Origin of the sequence: Streptomyces sp. NPDC097595, assembly GCF_044761525.1 — a bacterium.
Lineage (GTDB): Bacteria > Actinomycetota > Actinomycetes > Streptomycetales > Streptomycetaceae > Streptomyces > Streptomyces drozdowiczii_A.
In genome coordinates this window covers 45293-66282 of sequence record NZ_JBIWCN010000033.1, presented here as the reverse complement: position 1 = coordinate 66282, position 20990 = coordinate 45293, and the positions used below count along the sequence as shown (strand labels likewise).

22 protein-coding genes and 1 pseudogene are annotated in these 20990 nt (G+C 71.1%); 15 read left to right on the top strand and 8 right to left on the bottom strand.

Annotation, left to right across the window (positions count from 1 at the left end):
• Positions 1–158: 158 nt before the first annotated feature.
• Positions 159–524, top strand: a pseudogene (locus tag ACIQZN_RS34400) (GNAT family N-acetyltransferase); the annotation flags it as partial.
• 262 nt (positions 525–786) lie between these two features.
• Positions 787–1743, top strand: a complete 957-nt coding sequence (gene ppk2, locus ACIQZN_RS34395) for a polyphosphate kinase 2 (protein ID WP_404002561.1) — start codon at positions 787–789, stop codon at positions 1741–1743.
• 85 nt (positions 1744–1828) lie between these two features.
• Here the strand turns inward: ppk2 and ACIQZN_RS34390 are convergent, their stop codons facing one another.
• On the bottom strand, positions 1829–2143 hold the full coding sequence (locus ACIQZN_RS34390) for a glycosyltransferase (RefSeq protein WP_404002559.1): 315 nt from the start codon (positions 2141–2143) through the stop codon (positions 1829–1831).
• Between the two features lie 223 nt (positions 2144–2366).
• Here ACIQZN_RS34390 and ACIQZN_RS34385 point away from each other — a divergent pair, with 223 nt between their 5' ends.
• The 3 genes from ACIQZN_RS34385 to ACIQZN_RS34375 all read left to right on the top strand — a co-directional run bounded on the left by ACIQZN_RS34385 (position 2367) and on the right by ACIQZN_RS34375 (position 4863).
• Entirely contained in the window at positions 2367–2750 is a 384-nt protein-coding gene (locus tag ACIQZN_RS34385; protein WP_404002557.1) for an SRPBCC family protein, read from the top strand.
• A gap of 180 nt (positions 2751–2930) precedes the next feature.
• A complete protein-coding gene (locus ACIQZN_RS34380) occupies positions 2931–4406 on the top strand; it encodes an FG-GAP and VCBS repeat-containing protein (protein ID WP_404002555.1) in 1476 nt (491 codons plus the stop codon).
• 187 nt (positions 4407–4593) lie between these two features.
• Entirely contained in the window at positions 4594–4863 is a 270-nt protein-coding gene (locus ACIQZN_RS34375) for a hypothetical protein (RefSeq protein WP_404002566.1), read from the top strand.
• A gap of 22 nt (positions 4864–4885) precedes the next feature.
• Here ACIQZN_RS34375 and ACIQZN_RS34370 read toward each other — a convergent pair whose 3' ends face one another.
• On the bottom strand, positions 4886–5629 hold the full coding sequence (locus tag ACIQZN_RS34370) for an SDR family oxidoreductase (protein WP_404002553.1): 744 nt from the start codon (positions 5627–5629) through the stop codon (positions 4886–4888).
• Between the two features lie 103 nt (positions 5630–5732).
• Here ACIQZN_RS34370 and ACIQZN_RS34365 point away from each other — a divergent pair, with 103 nt between their 5' ends.
• From ACIQZN_RS34365 to ACIQZN_RS34325, 9 genes are all read left to right on the top strand, one after another.
• Complete coding sequence (locus ACIQZN_RS34365; RefSeq protein WP_404002551.1) at positions 5733–6581, top strand: LysR family transcriptional regulator; 849 nt, start codon at positions 5733–5735, stop codon at positions 6579–6581.
• A 115-nt stretch (positions 6582–6696) separates the two neighbouring features.
• Positions 6697–7635: a GntR family transcriptional regulator YhfZ gene (yhfZ, locus tag ACIQZN_RS34360; RefSeq protein WP_404002549.1), complete on the top strand. Its 939-nt coding sequence runs from the start codon at positions 6697–6699 to the stop codon at positions 7633–7635.
• A gap of 99 nt (positions 7636–7734) precedes the next feature.
• Positions 7735–8121 (top strand): PRD domain-containing protein, encoded by a 387-nt coding sequence (locus tag ACIQZN_RS34355; protein WP_404002547.1) that lies wholly within the window; start codon positions 7735–7737, stop codon positions 8119–8121.
• Positions 8122–8157: 36 nt separating this feature from the next.
• On the top strand, positions 8158–8514 hold the full coding sequence (locus tag ACIQZN_RS34350; protein ID WP_404002545.1) for a DUF2620 domain-containing protein: 357 nt from the start codon (positions 8158–8160) through the stop codon (positions 8512–8514).
• Positions 8515–8558: 44 nt separating this feature from the next.
• Positions 8559–9896 (top strand): YhfT family protein, encoded by a 1338-nt coding sequence (locus ACIQZN_RS34345; protein ID WP_404002543.1) that lies wholly within the window; start codon positions 8559–8561, stop codon positions 9894–9896.
• A 48-nt stretch (positions 9897–9944) separates the two neighbouring features.
• The gene (locus ACIQZN_RS34340) at positions 9945–10898 is read left to right on the top strand and encodes a phosphotriesterase (RefSeq protein WP_404002541.1); all 954 of its coding nucleotides are present in this window, start codon (positions 9945–9947) and stop codon (positions 10896–10898) included.
• 2 nt (positions 10899–10900) lie between these two features.
• The gene (locus ACIQZN_RS34335; protein ID WP_404002539.1) at positions 10901–12016 is read left to right on the top strand and encodes an aminotransferase class V-fold PLP-dependent enzyme; all 1116 of its coding nucleotides are present in this window, start codon (positions 10901–10903) and stop codon (positions 12014–12016) included.
• Positions 12017–12018: 2 nt separating this feature from the next.
• Complete coding sequence (locus tag ACIQZN_RS34330) at positions 12019–13185, top strand: YhfX family PLP-dependent enzyme (RefSeq protein ID WP_404002537.1); 1167 nt, start codon at positions 12019–12021, stop codon at positions 13183–13185.
• A gap of 11 nt (positions 13186–13196) precedes the next feature.
• Positions 13197–14438 (top strand): phosphopentomutase, encoded by a 1242-nt coding sequence (locus ACIQZN_RS34325; RefSeq protein ID WP_404002535.1) that lies wholly within the window; start codon positions 13197–13199, stop codon positions 14436–14438.
• 13 nt (positions 14439–14451) lie between these two features.
• On the opposite strand, the gene ACIQZN_RS34320 is transcribed toward ACIQZN_RS34325, so the two are convergent.
• From ACIQZN_RS34320 to ACIQZN_RS34295, 6 genes are all read right to left on the bottom strand, one after another.
• A complete protein-coding gene (locus ACIQZN_RS34320) occupies positions 14452–15624 on the bottom strand; it encodes a PP2C family protein-serine/threonine phosphatase (protein ID WP_404002533.1) in 1173 nt (390 codons plus the stop codon).
• Between the two features lie 10 nt (positions 15625–15634).
• The gene (locus tag ACIQZN_RS34315) at positions 15635–16525 is read right to left on the bottom strand and encodes an endonuclease/exonuclease/phosphatase family protein (RefSeq protein ID WP_404002531.1); all 891 of its coding nucleotides are present in this window, start codon (positions 16523–16525) and stop codon (positions 15635–15637) included.
• Complete coding sequence (locus ACIQZN_RS34310) at positions 16522–17526, bottom strand: YdcF family protein (protein WP_404002529.1); 1005 nt, start codon at positions 17524–17526, stop codon at positions 16522–16524. The genes ACIQZN_RS34315 and ACIQZN_RS34310 overlap by 4 nt, the downstream gene beginning before the upstream one ends.
• Before the next feature lie 111 nt (positions 17527–17637).
• The gene (locus tag ACIQZN_RS34305; RefSeq protein WP_404002527.1) at positions 17638–18042 is read right to left on the bottom strand and encodes a RidA family protein; all 405 of its coding nucleotides are present in this window, start codon (positions 18040–18042) and stop codon (positions 17638–17640) included.
• On the bottom strand, positions 18039–19166 hold the full coding sequence (locus tag ACIQZN_RS34300) for a mandelate racemase/muconate lactonizing enzyme family protein (RefSeq protein WP_404002525.1): 1128 nt from the start codon (positions 19164–19166) through the stop codon (positions 18039–18041). Before ACIQZN_RS34300 ends, ACIQZN_RS34305 begins: the two co-directional genes overlap by 4 nt.
• A 29-nt stretch (positions 19167–19195) precedes the next feature.
• A complete protein-coding gene (locus ACIQZN_RS34295; RefSeq protein WP_404002523.1) occupies positions 19196–19990 on the bottom strand; it encodes a creatininase family protein in 795 nt (264 codons plus the stop codon).
• Positions 19991–20031: 41 nt separating this feature from the next.
• On the opposite strand from ACIQZN_RS34295, the gene ACIQZN_RS34290 reads away from it, so the two are divergent.
• Positions 20032–20988 (top strand): ROK family protein, encoded by a 957-nt coding sequence (locus tag ACIQZN_RS34290; protein ID WP_404002521.1) that lies wholly within the window; start codon positions 20032–20034, stop codon positions 20986–20988.
• Positions 20989–20990 lie beyond the last annotated feature (2 nt).

Below are 20990 nucleotides of genomic sequence, written 5' to 3'. Positions count from 1 at the left end.
GCGACAGCCGGGCCGTCAGCCTGCCCGCACCCGTCACAACAAAGCGAAACAGCCCACCAGTTGACCTGATGAGCCGTCACGAAACTTCGAGGCTAAGTGCACGCACAGCGGTCGTACGGATCCCGAGTTCTGAGCGGTAAAACTGCCGCCGCCCTTTCCTGCGACGCGTCCGGGAAATCGCCCACGAGGACGTTGACGCGATTCTGGCCGTCTACGGCAGCGCCGCGGCGACCGAGCACATGTCCTTCGCCCCGCGCACGCGCGAGCAGGTCGAACAGATCGTGTCCGGGTTCGTCGCGTCGGCGGCGCAGACGCCGCGTACCCAGTACGGGCTGGCTGCTGTCCAGCCGGACACAGGTGAGGTGATCGGGTTCGGCCGGCTCGCCGCCGATCCCCATCAGCCGCGCGGGGCCACGATGGGGTTCGCGCTCCGCCCCGACACCTGGGGGTCCGGTCCCGGCCTCGAAACGGTCCGCCTGCTCCTCGGTCTCGGTTTCGAGGACCTGGACCTGCACCGCATCCGGGGAGCGCGATCCCCGCACAACACAGCGTCGGCAAAGACCTTGACCGCCGCGGGGATGGTCGAGGAAGGAACCATCCGGGAACACATCTCTCACGGGCCCGGTCCTCCGCCCGGCCCCCGGAGCGTCGGGGCCCAGGTTCCGGATGGCTGCGGCCGGCCCGCGTTATGGTGCGGGTCAGGTCTGCGAGCGCCGATCCCGTTGAACAAGCAAGACTCACCCATGGCAAAGCGTAGGCAAAGCACCCGGGGGTACGGCGAACGGCATGAACGAGGCAGAAGAGCGAGCGCGGCTGCTGCGCGGTCTGAGTGTGGACGAAAGCCGGCCCGAGCGGCCGATGCTGCTGGACGATTCCGGCGAGGTCATCCAGACGTGGCGCGACAATCACCCCTACGACCACAGACTGCGGCGCAAGGAGTACGAGCGCACGAAGCGTGTTCTGCAAATCGAGCTGCTGAAGCTCCAACGGTGGGCTCACGAGTCCGGGGCCAGAATCGTCGCCCTCTTCGAGGGACGCGACGCGGCTGGAAAGGGGGGAACGATTCAGCGCTTCAGCGAACGGCTCAACCCTCGTGGCGCACGGATCGTGGCCCTGGACAAACCGTCCGAACGCGAGGCGGGACAGTGGTACTTCCAGCGGTATGTGCCGCACCTGCCCGCGCGCGGAGAGATCGTGTTCTTCGACCGTTCCTGGTACAACCGGGCCGGCGTGGAGAAGGTGATGGGATTCTGCACCGATGAGGAGTACAACCGGTTTCTTCGCCAGTGCCCCGTCTTCGAGGAAATGCTCGTGGACGACGGGATCATCCTGATCAAGTTCTGGTTCTCGGTCTCGCGGGCAGAGCAACGCACCCGCTTCGCGATCCGGCAGGTGGATCCCCTGCGGCGGTGGAAGCTGTCGCCGACCGATGTCGCCTCACTGGACCTGTGGGACGCCTACACAAAAGCCAAGGTGGCGATGTTCCGCGCGACCGACACCGAATACGCTCCTTGGACCGTTGTCAAAAACAACGACAAACGGCGTGGGCGCCTGGAGGCGATGCGCAGTCTGCTGTGGCGCATCCCTTACGACAACAAGGACCGGGAAGCCATCGGTGAGCCCGACCCCCTGATCGTCGGGGGAGCCGAGACTCTCATGGAACGGGGCGAGGAACCCGCGGACCTCTCCCCCACACCGCTCACCAAGACACACAACGGCCCGGGAAAGCACCCCTCTGTCTGACAGGCGGGGAAGCGGCCGGCGGACTTCGGGGCCATCAGTGAGCCACTCCCCCGCCGGCAACGCTGTGTTCTCCACGCTGCTCCGGTCACAGAGCAACAACCGCGCCTTCGCGCATCCACCCCCGCCCGTCCGCGGCCGCGTCGGTGGTGACCAGCACATAGCCGTACTCGTTGTAGGAGGCGCCCTCACACGTGGCCGCGCCGACGATGTCGCCGGCGTACTTCGTCTTGACAACGGCACTGCTCGGGTTCGGGTCCTCATAGACACCCGCTGTCGGCCATACGACCTTGTACTGGCAGCCTGCCGAGGCCGACGCAGCCGCGACCGGGCTGACGACGAGCGAGCCGCCGAAGGCGAACGCGGTGATCAGGACGCTGGTGACGAGACGTCTGGTGAGCATGATGGTTGCGGCTCCAGAAGGGTCGGTACGTGTCGGGTACATGATGACAGCAGCCTCCGGAAGAGAAAACGCCGGTGCGCTCCGGTTCGCCTGGCTCCAAGCGCGGCGGATCGCTGGCCGCTCGCAGCAGGATGGGCCGACCGCAGGCCGTATGCCAGTCGCGAGCGGGCCATGGCCCTCCTCCGACCAGCGCGCTCCGTCCATCTGTGCGCATGGTGGGAAGGTGCGAAAAACGGTGCGCGCCGTGGGCGCGGCGAGTGTGGAATCGGTCTGGCTGCGGTACGTGCGAACGGCCGCGTGGAGCACGTGGGCTCCACAGATCCGGGCCGTACATGCGGAAGCGGAGTTGCGGGTGGGGATGCGCGGTCGGGTGATGCCCGTGATGGGACCCGGCATCGGCTTCGTCGTTGAGGCCGTCGACCATCAGGCCCGTACCTGGCAGTGGCGCGTGCGGGTGGGCCCGGTGGGGATGCGTCTTTGGCATACCGTTCGGGCCGGCACGCCGATCGGCACGGAAGCCGCGGTGCGCATTGACGGGCCCGCGCCGGTCGTGATCGCGTACGCGCCGCTGGCTCGCCGCGCGTTGCGCCGTCTGGTCGACGGCTGACGCGAGCCGCAGATCACTTTCGGGCTCCCTTGGACCAGCCGCTTCCACCGACTGCCGTGCGAGGCAAGTGAGTTCATCTTTCGTTTGCCGTGCAACCTTCTCCCCGTCATGGAGGTCTCCGATGCGAGCCCTCATACCTCGTACGCCAGTGGCTCCGCGTACGCGACCAAGGAGAGATTTGTGGGCATCCGCACCACATTGGCCATAGCCGTCTGTGCCGCTACGGCATTGTCGGGGGGTACGGCCGTCGCAGCTTCCAGCGGCACGTCCGCGGGAACAGCGGCTACCACCGTGCGCGAGGACTTCAACGGGGACGGCTATCAGGATCTCGCCGTCGCCGCCCCCGCCGCCACGGTCGCCGGGCACGCACGGGCCGGCTACATCACCGTCAGCTACGGCTCGCCCAAGGGCCTGACGACGGCCGACACCACGGTCATCGACCAGAACACAGCGGGCGTGCCGGGGGCACCCGGAGACGGCCAAGCCTTCGGCTACCGGATGGTCGCCGAGGACCTGGACCACGACGGGCTGACCGACCTCGCCGCGGTCACCCATGAGCGGTTCCTGGGCGAGGGTTACGCCATCAACGGCTCCGTCATCCTGCTGTGGGGCAGCGCCGGCGGCATCACCGGACAGGGCGCGGTCCGGGTACCCACTTCGCCCGACTATCAGATCGGAGACGACCTCACCGCCGGCGACTTCAACGGCGACGGGACGACGGATCTGATGATGCTGAACGGCGACGACGGGTGGCAGCGCGACGTGCTCTACGGGCCGTTCACCCGGGCCGGGAAGCCGGCCGGCGAGCAGGGAATCTTCATGTCCGACACGGACAACGACATGTCGGACACCGCCGCCGGTGACTTCAACGGTGACGGTATCGACGACCTGTGCACGTTCTTCGTGTACGAGAACCATGCCGAGGGCGGCAAGCTGTGGCTGGGCACCTCCAAGGGACTGTCCAAGACCTCGACCCCGCTCCCGAGCGCCGCGGCCACCGCGGTCGGTGACTTCGACAAGGACGGCAAGGACGACCTCGCCACCCGGGTGGTCCCGAACGGCATCACGGAGGACCTGGCCACCGACCCCGGCACCGTCAAGATCTACTACGGTTCCGCGTCCGGTCTCAGCACCACCCGTACGAAGACGATCACCCAGGACACCGCGGGTGTGCCCGGGGTGGGCGAGAAGGGAGACCAGTTCGGCGCCCGGCTCAGCGCGGGTGACGTCAACGGCGACGGCTACGCGGATCTGGCCGCGGGTGTGCCTTTCGAGGCCATCGAGACGGCCGAGGGGGCAGGCGCCGTGGTGCTGCTGAAGGGGGGCTCCGGCGGACTGAGCGGCACCGGTTCGCAGTCCTTCCACCAGGACTCGGCCGGGGTGCCGGGCGTGGCGGAGGCCGGTGACCACTTCGGCGGATCGGTCCGGCTGCTCGACATCGACAAGGACGGCAAGGCGGACCTGGCGGCCGGTGCCCCCGACGAGGACCTCGACGCGGTCGCGGACGGTGGTGCCGTGTGGTCGCTGCGGGGCACTTCCTCGGGCCTGACCGGCACGGGCTCTTTCGCCTTCAACCCGGTCGACCTGGGCGCCCCGGTGCTCAAGGCCCGCTTCGGCCTGAACCTGGCGAACGACAACGGCCCGAGCATCGGCTGACGCATCCGACGAAGACGGGGGTGGTGCCGTTCCGTGGTCACGGGACGGCACCACCCCCGGTCCGCGCGCGGCCCTCTGTGCGTGCACGGGTGGTCTCAGCCGGAGATCCCTATCCCTCGATGTCCCGCGCTGTCAACTCCACTTCCCCGTGGCGGAGTCGGCGTCCTAGGCTCGGACCGTGACGCACATGAGCTGGTCGGAGCTGCTGCAACTGGGTACGGCCGACCCCACCTTGACCTTCGCCCGCGAGAAATGGACCCAGCCGGGAAAGTTCGTCTGGGTGGCCCCCCGGGAGACGGTCACGGCACCGACGGGAGCGCAGTACCCGCTCTGCGTCACGGTGTACTTCAAGGACGCCGACAACATCGTCAAGCCCTACCAGCCGAGCATGGACGGGATGACGGAGGCCGACGACTGGTACGTCGGCGTCTCGGGGCGGCCACCCGAGGAACGGTAGCCCGTAGCGCGAACCGTGAGCGTTACCAGGGGACTTCTCCTTCGTCGTCGAAGAAGCGGCCCGTGGGCCCGTCGTCCGGCACGGTGGCCAGTCGGATCGCGGCGGCCGCGCCTTGCTGAGGGGTGCGCACCCCCCGGAAGTCGTTGAGGTCGGTCGCGGTGAAGCCGGGGCAGACAGCGTTGATCAGGACCTGTGTGCCGGCCAGCTCCTTGGCGTACTGCACGGTGACGGCGTTGAGGAAGCTCTTGGACGGCGCGTACGCGATGGAGATCGGGCCGGTCTCGGCGCCCGGGGTGGTCTGGAGCGTGAGGGAGCCGACGCTGCTGGAGACGTTCACGATCCTTGGGGACGGCGAGCGGCGCAGCAGCGGCAGCAGGGCGTTGGTGACGCGGATGACACCGATCACGTTGGTCTCCACCGCCGCCCGTACCCGATTCACGTCGACGGTCGTGGGCTCCTGAGGTCCGCCCCCGGTGATGCCCGCGTTGTTGACGAGCGCGTCGAGCCGTCCGGTGCGCTCCTCGATCAGCCGGGCCGCCGCCGTCACGCTCGCGTCGTCGGTCACGTCCAGGGGTACGCCGAACGCGTCGGCCCCGGCCGCGCGCAGCTTGTCCACGGCGGACTCGCGCCTGGCGTCGTCCCTCGCGCCGACGCCGACGGACCAGCCGAGGGCGCCGAGTCCGGCGGCGATCTCGTATCCGATGCCCTTGTTGGCGCCGGTCACCAGTGCGACCTTGGGGTGGTTGTCGGTGTTCGTCTCAGTCATGTCATCGATCCTTCTCCCCCGGCCGCGGTGTGTCCAAGACCGACCGGGTGGGCGGCGATACCGCACGGGTATCGCCGCTGGCCGGCCCCGCTAGGCTGGCGGGGTGGAGACACGTGAGTTGCGGTATTTTGTGGCCGTCGCAGAAGAGCTGCACTTCGGCCGGGCCGCACGTCGGCTCGGGATCGCCCAGCCCCCGCTGTCCCGGGCGATCAGCGGGCTGGAGCGACGTCTGGGCGCCGTGCTGCTGGAGCGCGGCAGTCGGGGCGTCGCCCTGACCGGTGCGGGGGCGGTGCTGCTCCAGGAGGCGCGCTTCGCGCTGGACGCCGTGGAGGCCGCCGAACGACGCACCCGCCGGGCCGCCCTCGCCTCGGACGGGCGACCCGCCGTGGTCCTGGCCGCGAAGGCGGGGGCGTCCAGCGAACTGCTGGCGAAGCTCCTCGATGCCTACGCCACCCAGCCCGGCGCCGTCGCCGTGGACGTGGTGCTGTGCGGGCCGGGCGAGCAGGCACTGGTGCTGCGTACGGGCCAGGCCGACGTGGCCCTGCTGCACCAGCCCTTCGACGACACGACCGGCTTCGACACCGAGGACCTGTACACCGAGAGCCAGGTCGTGATCCTCCCGGCCGGTCACCCGCTCAGCACCCGCCCCCACCTGCGGCTCGCCGAGGTCAGCGGCCTCCCCGACCTCCCTCTGCCCCGCTGGCCGCGCCCCGACGGCACCTTCCCCGACGGCCCCGGGCCGCAGGTGCGCGACCACACGCAGCTCACCCAGCTCATCGCCCTCGGCCGCGCCTGCGCGGTCGTACCGGAGTCGGGCCGCAGCGGCCTGGGCAGCGGCCTCGCAGCCGTGCCGGTCTCCGACGCCCCTCACGTCACCACGGTCATCGCGTGGCCTCCGCACAGCCGCTCGACGGCGGTCGCGGGCCTGGTCCGCGCCGCCACCGCTCTGTGACCGAACCCGCCTTACCGGGCCGGACCCAGGCCCCAGCGGCGTCCGGGGCCGGTCTCCGGGTGCGCGTCGGTGAGGGACCTTGTCAATATCCAGAATCCTGTTTACTGTTCCCTTCGTGAACGCCTTCGATGACCGCTTCCTCACGCGCAACGGACTGGCCGCCCGCCAGCTCGCGGTCCTGCTGCTCAACCATGAGCCCGACACGCGACTGCCCCGGGTGCGGGACTACGCGGAGGAACTGGGCTGCGGAAACGGCACGGTCCAGGCGGCCCTGCAACTGCTGGAGGAGTCCGGCGCCATCAGGACGACCGCCCGGGGGCACCTCGGCACCTTCCTCGCCCACTCGGACCGCTCCATACTCTGGCGGCTCTCGGGGCTCGGAACGCTGCTGGCCGCGATGCCCCTGCCGTACTCCCGCCGATACGAGGGCCTGGCCACCGGGCTCCGCGGCGCCTTCGAGGAGGCGGGCGCGCCCTTCGCGATCACCTTCATGCGAGGCGCCGGGGCCCGTACCGCCGCTCTGCTCGAAGGCAAGGTCGACCTCGTCGTCCTGTCCCGCTTCGCCGCCGACGAGCTGATCGCCGAGCATCCGGTGGAGCTGGTGGCGGATCTGGGGCCGGCCACCTACGTCGGCGCGCACGGCATGCTCCTGCGCCACGGCGTGGACCTGGACACCCCCGGTCTGCGGGTCGCGGTCGACCACGCGTCGGAGGATCTGCGCATGCTGGTCGACCTGGTCTTCGCCGGGCGCCCGGACGTCCAGCGGCTGGAAGCCTCGTACATGCAACTGCCCGACCTCTTCGCCCGCGAGGAGGTCGACGCCACCGTCTGGAACCTGGACGAGGTGCAGGACCGGCTCGGGGTCGGGGTCGACGTGCTTCCGCTGGGGGACGAGGTCACCCGCGAGCTGGCGCTGCGCAACTCAAGCGCGGCCATCATCGGCCGAACCGAAGGGGCCAAGGCCCTGGAAGCCGTCCGGGACTCCCTGGACCTCTCGCTGATCACCTCGCTCCAGCGCGAGGTGATCGAGGGCACTCGCCTGCCCTCGTACTGAGCCCCGGCCGGGAACGGGCCGAAGGTCCTGCCCGTGACGGGACCTTCGGCCTCATCAAAATACAAAATCCTGGTTACTGTCGATTTTAGGAGGAACGCCATGGACGACCAGCTGGCCCTGCGGATGCAGCTCTTCCGCGAAGGCGGACAGATCAAGCCCGAGGTCGCCGACTTCGTCGCGGCCGAGCTGGCCGCCCTGGAGGCGGAGGGCAACACCGTGACCGAGGCGACCGCGGGCATGCTCACCAGCCACCTGATGATGGCGCTCACCCGGCTCCTGAACGGCGAGGCCATCGAGCAGTTCCTCACCGACGACCAGGTCGCCGCAGAACTGGCCGGTCACCCCGAGGCCGTCAGCCGCGCCCGCGCCGTCGCCGAGCGCGCCCGGCGCGAGCTCGGGGCCGCCCTCCCGGAGTCCGAGGTCAACTTCCTGGGCATGCACCTCGCGGTCCTGGCCCAGCAGGCACCCGCCGCGCCCTCCTCCTGAACCACCCCGTCCCCACCATCCGGAAAGAAGCAGGACATGACGAAGATCCTCGCCGGCGGCGTCGGCAAGACCGAGGTCACCCAGACCATCAACCAGCTCGGCATCGACGGCCTGGAGGTCACCGCCTCCAGCGACATGGACGCGGCGATGAAGCTGCGTGTCGCCCAGGCCGACTACTACCTGGGCACCTGTCACACGGGCGCCGGCGCCTCGCTCGGCGTCCTCGTCGGCCTGATGGGCAGCGCCGTCTGCCACACCTTCGGCCGCAGCGTCCCCACCGAGGAGCAGATCACCGCCCTGCTGGACGAGGGCAAGAAGGTCTTCGGCTTCTCGATGGACCAGATCGACACCATCGCCCCCCTCATGGCGCGCGCCATCGCCGCCCGCGGCTGACTCCAGCCACCTTCTGATCCCCCCGGGCACGAAGGAGTGACCCCGTGAGTACGACACTCGCAGCCGGTACGAGCCTCGACTTCTCGCTGGCCCAGCAACTGACCGTCATAGCCCTCTGTGCGCTGACCGCGTACATCTCGCACATGGCGCTGGCCGTCTTCAACGACGGCGTACGCCCGTTCCTCCTGGACTTCATCCAGGGGCGCACCACGCGCAGCGCGACGACGGCGGTCTCGTTCGGCCTCTCGGCCGGGTTCATCTTCGGGCTCGGCGCCCCGATGGCCCTGTCCACCGGTGTGCTGAACCCGTGGCTGCTCTTCCTGCCCACCGACATCCTCGGCATGCTGTCGCCGAAGAAGTGGCTCGCGCCGATCCTCGGCGGCGCCTGGGGCGCGGTCGTCGTCTTCGGGCTCAACGGGGCCAACAACGTGGCCCATGACCTGCCGGTCGACTTCATCACCGCCATGCAGCAGATGTCGACCCCGATCCTCTTCCTCTTCACGCTGTTCCCGGTGCTGGCCATCACCAAGCAGTTCGGCCGCAAGTGGGGCGGCATCGCGGGGCTGCTGGAGTTCGCCCTGGTCGTCATGACCATGAAGCTGTGGCCCAACATGTTCGCCGGCGCGCTGGCGATGGCCGTCGGTGTGCTGATGCTCATCGGTCTCGCCGTGGCCAAGGACGTCGCCCAGCGCAAGGCGGACAGGGCCGCGGGGGTGAGCGAACCCGTCGTCGAGGGCGACGACCCGATGGCCTCCCTCTTCAGCGCCAGTGCGGCCCGGCTCCGCAGGTACCTGCCCCTGTTCATGGTGCTGGGCGCCGGAGTCTGTGTGCTCGCCCAGATGCACATATTCGGCGGCGGCGAGGCGACCAGCTTCCTGATCGCGAAGGGGCAGTACTCCGAGGCGGCGCAGGTCGACTTCTACCGCGTCTTCGGTTTCATCCCGCTGATCGCGACCACCGCGCTGGCCTCCGGCGCGTACGGCATCGCGGGCTTCACCCTCGTGTACCCCATCGGCTACCTGATGCCGAACCCGTTCCTCGCCGCGATCGTCGGCGCCCTGGTCTTCGCGGCCGAGGTGCTGGCCCTGTCCTACATCGGCAAGCTCCTCGGGCGGCTGCCCAGCGTCCGTGACTCCTCCGAGCACCTGCGCAGCGCGATCAGCGAGACGCTCCAGCTGGCGATCCTCTTCGGTTCGCTGATGGCGGCCAACGCCATGGGCGGCGGTCTGGGCATCCTCGTCGTCGGCGGGCTCTACCTGCTGAACGAGGCGATGGGCCGCCCGGTCGTCCGGATGGCCGCGGCACCGGCCGCGGTGATCGTCGGCGGCATCCTCCTCAACCTCCTCTACTGGATGGACCTGTTCACACCGATCAAGGGATAGCCCCACTCCCCCGGATCACACAGGCCGACCCCAGAAGGACCCCCCACGATGAACAGCCCCGCCCCCGCGCTGCGTACCGTCCTCGGAGGCATCGCCCCCGAAGCGGTACGCGGCCCCGCCCTGGCCCACGAACACCTCGTCCTCGACCTCGACCACCGGGGTGACGGCGGCGCCGTGCTCGCCGCCGGCCGGCACACCGCCGCCGTCACCGCCGAACTGGCCGCACTCCGCGAGGAGTACGGGCTCGCCCTCGTCGTCGAGCTGACCTGTCGCGGCATGGGCCGCGACGTGCGCACCCTGGCCCGGATCTCCCGGGACGCCCGGGTCGCCGTCGTCGCCGCGACCGGCTGGTACTACGAGCCGTTCCACACCCCCGAGATCGACCGCGGCAGCGTCGGGGACCTCACCGCCGCCCTCGTCCACGAGATCGACCACGGCATCGACGGCACGGGCATCCGCCCCGGCGTCCTCGGCGAGATCGGCAGCCACGGGGACATACCGACGCCGCCGGAGAGCAAGGTGCTCCGCGCCTCGGCGCGGGCCGCCCTCGCCACCGGCCTCTCCGTCGCCACCCATGCCCAGCTCGGCCGAGGCGGCCTCGCCCAGCTGGAACTGCTCACCGGCGAGGGGCTGCCCCCGCACCGGATCTCGCTCGGCCATCAGGACCTGCTGGACGACCCTGCGGTGCACCGGGAGCTGGCCGCGAGCGGCGCGTACGTCGCCTTCGACACCGTCGGCAAGGACGGCTACCAGAGCGACGACACCCGGCTGCGGCTCCTGCTCGCCCTCCTGGAGGCAGGGCACGCCGACCGGGCCCTGCTCAGCTGCGACATCTCCCGCCACGGCTACCTCACCTCCGAGGGGGGCCAGGGCTACGGCCACCTCTTCGGGAGCTTCCTGCCCAAGGTCCGTGCGGCGGGCGTGGACGACGACCTGATCGACCTGCTGACCCGCCGCAATCCGCTGCGCTTCCTCACTGGCGCGAACGTGGAAGAGAGCTGACCATGCACCCCGTACTCCCCCGGACGTTCCCGCTGGAGACCGTGGCCCCGGCCGACGCCGTCGCCCGGCAGTTCCGGCTCATCGAGGCCACCGCCCGCCATTTCGAGGGCCCGCAGCTGTTCGCCTCCGACGCCGGGGTCGTGCCCGGTCTCGGGCGCCCCGCCACCACCGCCCGCGTCGAGGCCGTCCTCGCCGACTTCTTCGGGGCCGAGGGCGCCGCCTTCGTCCAGGGCGCGGGCACCGGCGCGATCCGGGCCGCCCTCACCGCCGCCGTCCGGCCGGGCGACCCCCTCCTCATCCACCGGGCGCCCGTCTACCGCACGACCGAGGTCACGCTGCGCGGCCTGGGGGTGCAAACCGTCGAGGCCGACTTCAACGATCCCGACGAGCTGCGCGAGGCCCTGGAATCCGGACGGTTCCGCTGGGCCTACGTGCAGCACACCCGGCAGCGGCTCGGCGACTCCTACGACCCCGGCGCGGTCCTCGCCGCCTGCCGGGCCGCCGGCGTCCGCACCGTCGTCGACGACAACTACGCCGTGATGCGCACTCCGGCCGCCGGGGTCGAACTGGGCGCCGACGCCTCCTGCTTCTCCCTGTTCAAGCTGCACGGCCCGGAGGGCGTCGGCATCGTCGTCGGCGCCCGCGACCTGGTCGAGCACATCCGCCGCGACAACTACTCCGGCGGCGGCCAGGTCCAGGGGCACCAGGCCCTCGACGCACTGCGCGCACTCACCCACGTACCGCTCATGTGGTCCGTGCAGTCCCAGGTCGGCGCCGAGGTCGCCGAGCGGCTGGCCGCGGGCGAGGTGCCCGGGGTCGCCGAGGTCCGGCTCGCCAACGCGCAGGACCGGTGCCTGCTCGTCCGGCTCGACCGCCCCGTCGCCAGGGAACTGCCCGCCGTCGCGGCCCGCTTCGGCGCGGCCCCGTACCCCGTCGGTTCCAACTCCCGCTACGAGATCACACCGCTCTTCTACCGGATGTCCAGCTCCGCCCTGGACGACTCCCCCGAACTGGCCGACTGGACCGTGCGCATCAACCCGATGCGGGCGGGCGCGGACCTCGTCATCGAGATCCTGCGCCGCTCACTGGCCGCGCTGAACGAGCCGAAGGGCCACTGACCGTGTTTCTCGACACCGTACTGACCCGTAATCCCGGGCTCGTCGAGGCCGCGGCCGCGCTCCACCAGGAGGGTGCGATCCCGCCGGACACCTATGTGATGGACCTGGACGCCGTCGAGGCCAACGCCACGCTGCTGGCCGCCGAGGCCGAACGGCTGGGCGTCTCCCTCTGGTTCGTCGTCAAGCAGTTCGGCCGCAATCCGGAACTGATCCGGGCCGTCGCCCGGCACATCCCCCGGTACGCCGCCATCGACCCGCCCGAGGCACGCACCCTGCACGCCTCCGGCGCCCGTGCGGGCAACCTCGGCCACCTCGTCCAGATCCCGCGCCGCGCGCTGCCCGAGATGCTGGCGTGGCGTCCCGAGACCGTCACCGTCTACGACCTGGACAACGCCCGCGCGGTCTCCGACGCCGCGAGGCGGCTGGGGTTCGTCCAGGACGTCCTGATCCGTCTCGAAGGCGCCGAGGGAAGCGTCTACCCCGGCCAGGAGGGCGGCGTCCCGCTCGGCCGACTCGACGCCTTCGCCGACGCCGCCGAGCGGCTTCCCGGCATCCGGATCGCCGGGGTCACCGCCTTCCCGTGCGTGCTGTGCGATCCCGCGACCGGCGCCCCGTACGCCACACCCAACTTCGCCCTCGCCCTCAAGGCCCGCGAGACACTCGCCGGCCGCGGCCACACGGACCTCCTGCTGAGCGCCCCCAGCGCCACGTCGATGGCCTCCCTGCCGCTGCTCGCCGGCCTCGGCGCCACCCACGGCGAGCCGGGCCACGCCCTGACCGGCACGACCCCGCTGCACGCGCTCGACCCGGCGCAGCCCGAGACCCCCGCCTACGTGTACGTCACCGAGGTCGCCCACACCCTGGACGACGGCCGCCCCGCCGTCTTCGGCGGCGGGTTCTACGCCCGCTCCCAGATCAGGAGCGCCCTGCTGCCACGCACCGGGGCACGTCTGGACGTACTGGACGCGCCCGCCGAGAACATCGACTACTACCGGCTGCTCGACGCGCCAGCCCCCGGACAGGACGTCCGCATCGGCGACACGGCGCTGCTCGCCTTCCGCACCCAGATCTTCGTCACCCGCTCGACCGTCGCCGTCGTCTCCGGACTCTCCTCCGGTACGCCCCGTCTCAACGGTCTGTACGACGCCCAGGGCCGGTCCCTGAGCTGAGGAGGCACCCCATGGCCAAGACCGTCATCGTCGTGATCGACGGATTCGGCATCGGCGCCATGCCCGACGCGGGCACCGCGCGCCCCGGCGATCCGACCGCCGACACCTGCGGGCATGTGCTGGACCACTGCCGGGAGGCGTTCGGCCGCCCGTTGCGGCTGCCCGTGCTGGGTTCGCTCGGCCTCGGACTCGTCCACCCGCACCCCGATCTCGCCCGGCGCACCCATCTGCCCGTCGCCGCGGGCCGGGCAGCGCTCGGCTATCCGGGCGCCGACACCTTCGCCGGCCACCAGACCATGATGGGGGCCGACTTCAGCCGGGTGACCGTGGCGCGGCTCGCCGACCACCTCGACGAGGTGACCGCCGCCCTCGAAGCGGCCGGGCACCGGGTCGGCCGACTGGACGGCAGGCCGCTCCTGGTCGTGGACGGCTCGGTCCTGGTCCACGACAACCTGGAGGCCGACCCGGGCATCAACTGGAACGCCTCCGGGCGGCTGGAGGACCTGCCGTTCGACGGCCCCGGCGGCATCCTCGCCGTGGCCCGCACGGTGCGCGCCGTCGCCCCCGTGGCGCGGGTCATCGCGGTCGGCGGGCATGCGGACGGCCCGCTGGGGCGGTTCGTACGGGACGGCCAGGAGGGCACGGTCGGCCTCGACACCCCCGCCACCGGGTTCTACCGCAACGGCGGGCTCGAAGTGCAGCACCTGGGTGCCCGGATCGACCACACCCGCCAGCTCCCCGATCTGGCCGCCCGCGCGGGAATCCCGGTCACCCTGGTGGGGAAGGCCGCCGACATCCTGGCCTGCGAGACCGCGGTCCGGTACCCGGCCGTGGACACCGCCGACGTCCTCACGCACACCCTCGAAGCGGTACGCGCCTGCGGCGACGGCCTGGTGGTCTCCAACATCCAGGAGACGGACCTGGCCGGGCACCAGCAGGACACCGAGCGCTACGGACGTCTCCTGGAACAGGCCGACGCGGGCCTGGCCGCGCTCGTCGCCCTGCTCGACGCGCCGGGCGACCGCCTCATCGTGACCGGCGACCACGGCAACGACCCGACGGCCGGACACGCCTTCCACACCCGCGAGTACGTCCCCGTGCTCATCCACCGCCCCGGCGCGGACGGCGTGGAGCTGCTGCCCGACGCGGAGAGCCTCGCGGACGTCGGCGCGACGGCCGCCGTATCCCTGTCGCTGGACCCGGAGGGCCTGGCCAACGGCCGGGAACTGCGGACGGGCCGACGGGCGGCCTAGATGTGCCGGGATCTCATCTCAGGCGGGTCGGGCCGTACCAGTCCAGGCACAGGACTGTGGCGTCGTCCTGCACATGTCCGTCGCAGGCTTCGGTGACCGCGCTGACCATGGCGCGCACGGCCTCTCGGGGGTGCTCGGCGGCGGTGTCGCGGAGAAGGCCGGGCAGGTCGACGGCTGTCGCCTGGCGTTCCTGCATGCCGTCGGTGTAGAGGAGGATGCGGTCTCCAGGGCGCAGGTCGAGGTCCTGTACCTGGTAAGAGCCCTGCGGAGAGACGCCGAAGGGGAGGTTGATGTTGAGGCGGATCTCCTCGACCGCGCCGTCGCGCAATCGCAGCGGCCAGACGTGGCCGGCGTTGACCAGCTGGGCACTGGTGCCGTCCAGGGCGAGGCGCAGGAGCTGGCCGGTGGCGAAGGTCCGGCGGCCGTGGTCGAGAAGCGCCCGGTGCGTCTGGCGGGCCTGTTCGGCAAGGTCCAGGCCCGCGCGGCGGGCGCCGCGGGAGGCGTTGACCACCAGGGTGGCCATGAGGGAGGCGTCGACGTCGTGGCCCATGGCGTCGGTGATCGACAGGTGCAGGGTGTGCTCATCGAGGCTGTAGTCGTAGGTGTCACCGGCGATGTCGGAGGCCGGTACCAGGGCCCCGGCGAGGGTGAACTCGGGTGCCTCGCAGGAGGGTGCCGAGGGAAGGAGCTGGCGCTGGATCTCCGCGGCCAGGGTGACCGAGGCGGTGCGGTTGCCCCAGTGATAGAGGTCAGTGAAGCGGCGGTCGGTGACGATGACATACGCCAGCGCGTGCGCGACCTCCGCGACCTGCTCCAGCACGTCCTCCGAGGCGTCGGCGAGATAGAGCTCCAGCACGCCGATGGCGTCCCCGCGGTTGGTGACCGGGGCGAGCACCCGTCGGCCCTGCCCGCCGTCGAGCGCCACGACCGGCTTCTGGGTGCGCAGGACGTCGTCGTACACACTGCCCGCCAACAGCACCTGGTCGGCGCCGTGCTCTTGTGCCGTCGTCCGCTCCTCATGGACGCGCAGCAGTCGCCGGCCCACGACGTCGACGAACAGAAACGACACGTGCCGCGCTCCGAACCGCTCGCGCAGAATCTGCGCCACGACGTCGAGGGAGCGCACCGGCGCGGCAGCCTCGGCCGCGGCGAGCACCTCTGCCAGTCCGATCCGATCCCGCTCCACAACAGCCTCCCTAGTTCTGGGACCCTCCTTCCTTCCCCGTATGGCCCGGGGCATGACTCGGCGCATGACTCAGATCGGCCTGCACCAGGTCGTGGTCCGACCACGGGGTGAGATGCACCCGTTGCTCCAGCGGGGCGAAGCCGCGAAGGAAGATGTAGTCGAACTTGCTGCGCCAATCGGTGGTCGGCTCGCAGGTATCCGCTCCCGAGGGACCGCATTCGGGGTCCGCGTCCCCGGCCAGGGCCCACATCACGGTGAGTTCGGAGGCGGTCGGCATCGCGTTGAAGTCACCGAGAACGATCGTCCGGTCGTACCGGGCGACCGCCTCGGCCAGCACGCGGGTCTGCGCCGCGCGGACCGGTGCCTGCCTCCGCTCGGCCAGGTGCGTGTTGAACACCCGGACGCGTACCCCGTCCACGAGGGTCGTGACGGCCATGTACCCCCGGTCCTCGGAGCCGCCGTCGGGGTACTCCACCTGCACTCGGTCGGTCATCGGGGCAGCCGAGAGGATCGCGTTGCCGAAGCCTCCGGGGCTCCATGGCAGTCCCCCGCAGCGGCTCCAACTCGGCAGAACCGACCCGTACTCGACGTGGTAGACCAGCCCGTACCGGTACCGCAGATAGTCCCGGATCCTCTCGACGTCACCCACGCACGCTTCTTGCATGCCGATGATCTGGGGCGCGTACGTGGCGATCTCCGCCGCCCTGCCGCCGTTCTGCCCGCCGCCCTTGCAGGGGTTGCAGATGTTCCAGGTCATGACACGGTTCGGCACGACGTCCTCGGGGGCGCCGGCCGGCAGCGGCGTGGCCGTGTAGGCGCTGTTCGACGCGCTGGGGCCGGCGAGCAGCAGGCAGGCCGTGACCAGCGCGCCGGCGAGCCACCGCGCGCCTGTTCCGGTCACCCCAGCCACCAGATGAAGACGCCGCTGAGCAGGACGAGCAGGAAGAGAACGGCGTTGGTGCGACGGTAGGCGACCAAGAGGGCCACGAACTCGCGGATCATGGCGCTCGGCCAGAAGTACGCGGCTGTCGGGGCACCGATCACATGGCCCCGGACTCCGGTGCGGCGGGCGATGATCGCGGCGCGGAAGACGTGGTAGTTGTTCGTGACGATCACGCACCGGTAGTCCGGATTCGCCTGCTCCATCAGGGTTTTGCTGAACGTCAGGTTCTCGTCCGTGGTCGTCGAGCGGTCCTCGCGTTCGATCAGATCGGCGGGGAAGCCCTGGGTGACCAGGTAGTCGGCCATCGCGTGGGACTCCGGCAGCTTTTCGTCGGGTCCCTGCCCTCCCGAGGTGAGCAGCACCGGGCGCCGGCCCTTCCGGGACAGCCTGGAGTGTTCCTTGCGGGCCCGGTCGAGACGTCCGGCCAGCAGCGGGGGCACGGTGGTGCCGCCGATGAGGCCCGAGCCGAGGACCACCACGTAGTCCGCCCGGCGCCGGATGCGCAGACGCCCGTAAAGGGCCCCGTAGACGAGGAAGCAGAGGAACAGGAAGGCGATGTATCCGGCGAGCGCCACCGCTGTCGCCGCCACCACCAGAAGCGTGTGGGTGTGCAGCACCAGCGAGGTGATCAGCAGCGAGAGCAGGGCGACCAGGGCGATGCCGGCCCCCAGGGACAGCAGGTTCGCCGGGCTCCTGCCCTCTTTGCGGACCATGGTGATTCCGTTGGCGATGAGGAACCACGCGAGCGTGACGACGCCCACGCCCGCGAGGGTCAGGAGCACGACGACCAGATCGCGGCCCAACTGGGCCCGCTCGGAGGCCACATGCAGGAGGAGCCCGATCACCGCGAGGACGGTGGACAGGCCCAGCAGAACCGCGTTGCTCATGCGGCGGCGGTCTCGCACCACACCGACACAGAACAGGAAGAAGCAGACGAACGACGGTACAAAGGCCACCATGTGCCGATCCTACGAGGAGTGGCGCGGTCCCGGGCCGGGCGGGTGCGGCCCCTCGCCGCGGGCCTGGGCCGGCTCGTCATCGGACGGGCCGGCCCGGACGCGTGACCCCGGTCAGGAAGCGCGGCGCAGCGCCACCACGTCGATCTCCACGAGGATGCCCATCAACTGGGAGCCGACCGTGGTGCGCACCGGCCTCGGCTCGCTGAAGTGCTCCCGGTACACGCGGTCGAAGCCCGCGAAGTCGCGGTGCACGTCCTGGAGGTGGACCGTCGCCTTGACCACGTCGTCGAGTGTGAGCCCGTCGGCGGCGAGGAGGGCGCTCACATTGGCCAGGACCTGGCGGGTCTGCTCCTCGATGGTGTCGCCCAGTGCGCCGGTGGCCGGGTCCTGCGGGCCGAAGCCCGAGGTGAACAGGTACGGGCCCGCGGCGATGCCCTGGCTGTAGCCGCCGATCGGGGCCGGTGCCCCGGCCGTGGTGACGGCGCGGCGCGGGGTGAGAGGGCTGTCGGCCGTCACTTGGTGAGGTCTCCTTCCGCGGCGTTGACCCCCGCGTAGTGGCGGAGCTTGTCCTCGTCGACGGTGACCCCGAGACCCGGTCCGTCCGGGACCCGCAGGCTGCCTTCGGACAGCGTGAGCGGCTCGATGATGTCGTCCGCGTGCAGGTAGTACATGGAGTCGATGGCGCGCGACAGCACCGGGGTGCTGGCGACGACCGCGAGGTGCGCCGCCGTGGCGATGCCCAGTTCGCCGCCGCTGTGCAGGTTCATGCCCAGGCCGAACGTCTCGCAGTGCGCGGCCAGCGCCTTCGTGGCGGAGATACCGCCCCACTTGTAGACGTCACCGTGGATCACGTCGACGGCGTTCAGCCGCATCGCGGGCGCGAAGTCCTCGAACCGGACCACGCACATGTTGGTGCACAGCGGGATGCGCACCTTCTGGCGGACCTGGCTCATCCCCTCGATCCCGACGCAGGGGTCCTCCAGGTACTCCAGGTCCAGTTCCTCCAGCGCGATACCCGCCCGGATCGAGTCCGGCACCGACCAGGCGGCGTTCGGGTCGACGCGCAGGTTCACCTCGGGCAGCGCGGCGCGCACGGCCCGCAGGATCGCGACGTCACCCTGGACGTCCTTGGTGCCCTTGAGCTTCACGGCGGTGAAGCCGCCCTCGGCGACGACGCGCTCGGTGTGCTCGGCCAGGGCGCGCGGCAGGTCGTTGGCGCCGGTTCCGGGGGCGTCGGCGCGGGTGATCAGGGCGGTCAGCGGCACCTCGTCGCGCACCGGGCCGCCCAGCAGGTCCGTGACCGACTGCCCGGTGATCTTGCCCATGGCGTCCCAGCAGGCGACGTCGATCGCGGCGAGGGCCGCGTATCCCAGGTAGCCGTAGAAGAAGGGCACCATGTGGTGGCGGCGGTGGAATGCCTCCAGGGCGAACGGGCTGGTACCGATCAGGTCCTCGGCGAGGTCGCGGACGATGGCGGCGACCGGACGGCCCCACATGGTCTCGCCCCAGCCCTCGACGCCGGAGTCGGTCCTGATGCGCACCACGGTGCGCGTCTCCCCGGTCTTCGTCTCGAAGGAGCTGGTGAACGGGTTGACGAGGGGCAGGTTGACGACGTGGACGTCGACCTCGGTGATCTTCATGTGCACTTCCTTGTGTGGGGTGGTGGGGGTCACGCGAGGGGGCGCGACGCGGCGTCGAAGGCGAGCACGGCCCGGGCCAGGCCGCGGGCGCGCCGGTCGAGCAGGCGCTCGCCGTGCTCGGCGTCGGCACCGGCCGCGTCGTCGGTGGCGCCGCCGACCCGCTCCCACTCGCCGTGCCGCTCCACGGTGAGTCCGGGGTAGGGCGGCTTGTCGAAGAGGGGCGGGGGCTCGACCGGCGCGTGCCCGGCCCGCTCGTCCCGTACCAGCTCCGGCTGCGCGGCCAGCATCAGCGACGTCTCGAACCAGCCGGCGTGTCCGGGCACCAGGCCGTCCGGTTCCGCCGCGTCGGCGGGCTCACCGGTGTCGGTGAGCGTCCAGTACGAGCACGCGGCCGCCGTCACGTCGGCGCGCAGCGCGAACCGCTTGACCGCCAGCCGCATGATCTCGTCGTTGCCCCCGTGACCGTTGACGACGAGGACCCGGCGGTAGCCGCAGGCGGCCAGCGAGTCGAGGAGCTCGTCGAGCACCATGCCGAGCACCGGCGCCGACAGGGTGAGCGCCGCCGCGAACAGGTGGTGCGGGCTGTGTCCGTACGGCAGGGTCGGCAGGCGTACGAGGGCGGGCACGGCCTCCCCGGTGGCGGCGCGCTCGTCGAGCAGGGCCAGGGCGCGGGAGACCACGGCGTCGGCGAGCATCGTGTCGGTGCCCATCGGCAGGTGCTCGGCGTGCTGCTCCTGCGAGCCGATGGGCAGGACGGCGATCGCCTCGGGCGCCGCGGCCCGTGTCTCGCGCCAGGTGGTCTCGGTGAGATTGCGGTGGGTCATGCCGCTGTCTCCCCGGTCCGGGGGCATGACAGAGTCGGTGCATGGCGCATGAACGTATTCCTTTGCGGTTGGTTCCCGACCTGCGGCCGGACGAGCCGGCCGGTCGGGACGGCGGTGTGCTGGGCGCCGTCGAGGTGCTGCCCGGTCTGGTGCGTGCCGCGCTGCTCACCCGTGCCGGAGCCGTGCGGGCGCGGACGGAGGCCCGCTTCGACCCGGCCGGCTCGGACCCGTCCCTCGTGGACGCGGCGCTGCGCGAGGCCGCCGCGGTCTTCGACGGGCAGTCCCTGCTCGGGGTGGGCGTGGCGGCGGCCGGTGTGGTGGACCCGGTGGCGGGCCGGATCATCGAGGTGAACGACGCCCCGGCGCTGCGCGGCCACCCGGTGGCCGACCGGCTCGCGGACCTGTCGGGCGCACCGGTGCGGGTCGAGCACCGGGCGCGTGTGCAGGTGCTCGGTGACCGCTGGTTCGGTGCGGGACGCGGCCGGCGCTCGTTCGCCTCCGTCGCGACCGGCGATGTACTCGGCGTCGGCATCCTCTACGAAGGGGAGGTGCTCGCCCCGCCCGGCGGTCGCAGCGGCGCCCACATGACGGTCACCGCGAGCGGTGAGTTCTGCACCTGCGGACGGCGCGGCTGCTGGAAGACCGTGGCGACGACCCGGTGGCTGCGTGAGCGCGCCGCAGAGCACGGCTTCTCGCAGGGCGAGGCCACCCTGGCGGCCCTGGTGGCGTCCGACGCGCCGGCCGCCGCCCGTCTTGTCGACCGGTACGCGGAGAACCTGGTGCTGGGCCTCGCCACCGTCCAGCAGCTGTTCGCGTGCGGCCTGTTCGTGCTGCACGGCGAGGCCGTGGACGGCGGCGAGTCGTTCCGGGCCCTGGTCGAGTCGCGGCTGCGCGCCGACGCGCTCGGCGGCGGCGAGCTGCCCACCGTGGTCCTGGGCGAGGCCGCGGACACGGGCACGCTGCTGGGGGCGGCGGGGCTGGTCCTGTCGGGGGGCTAGTA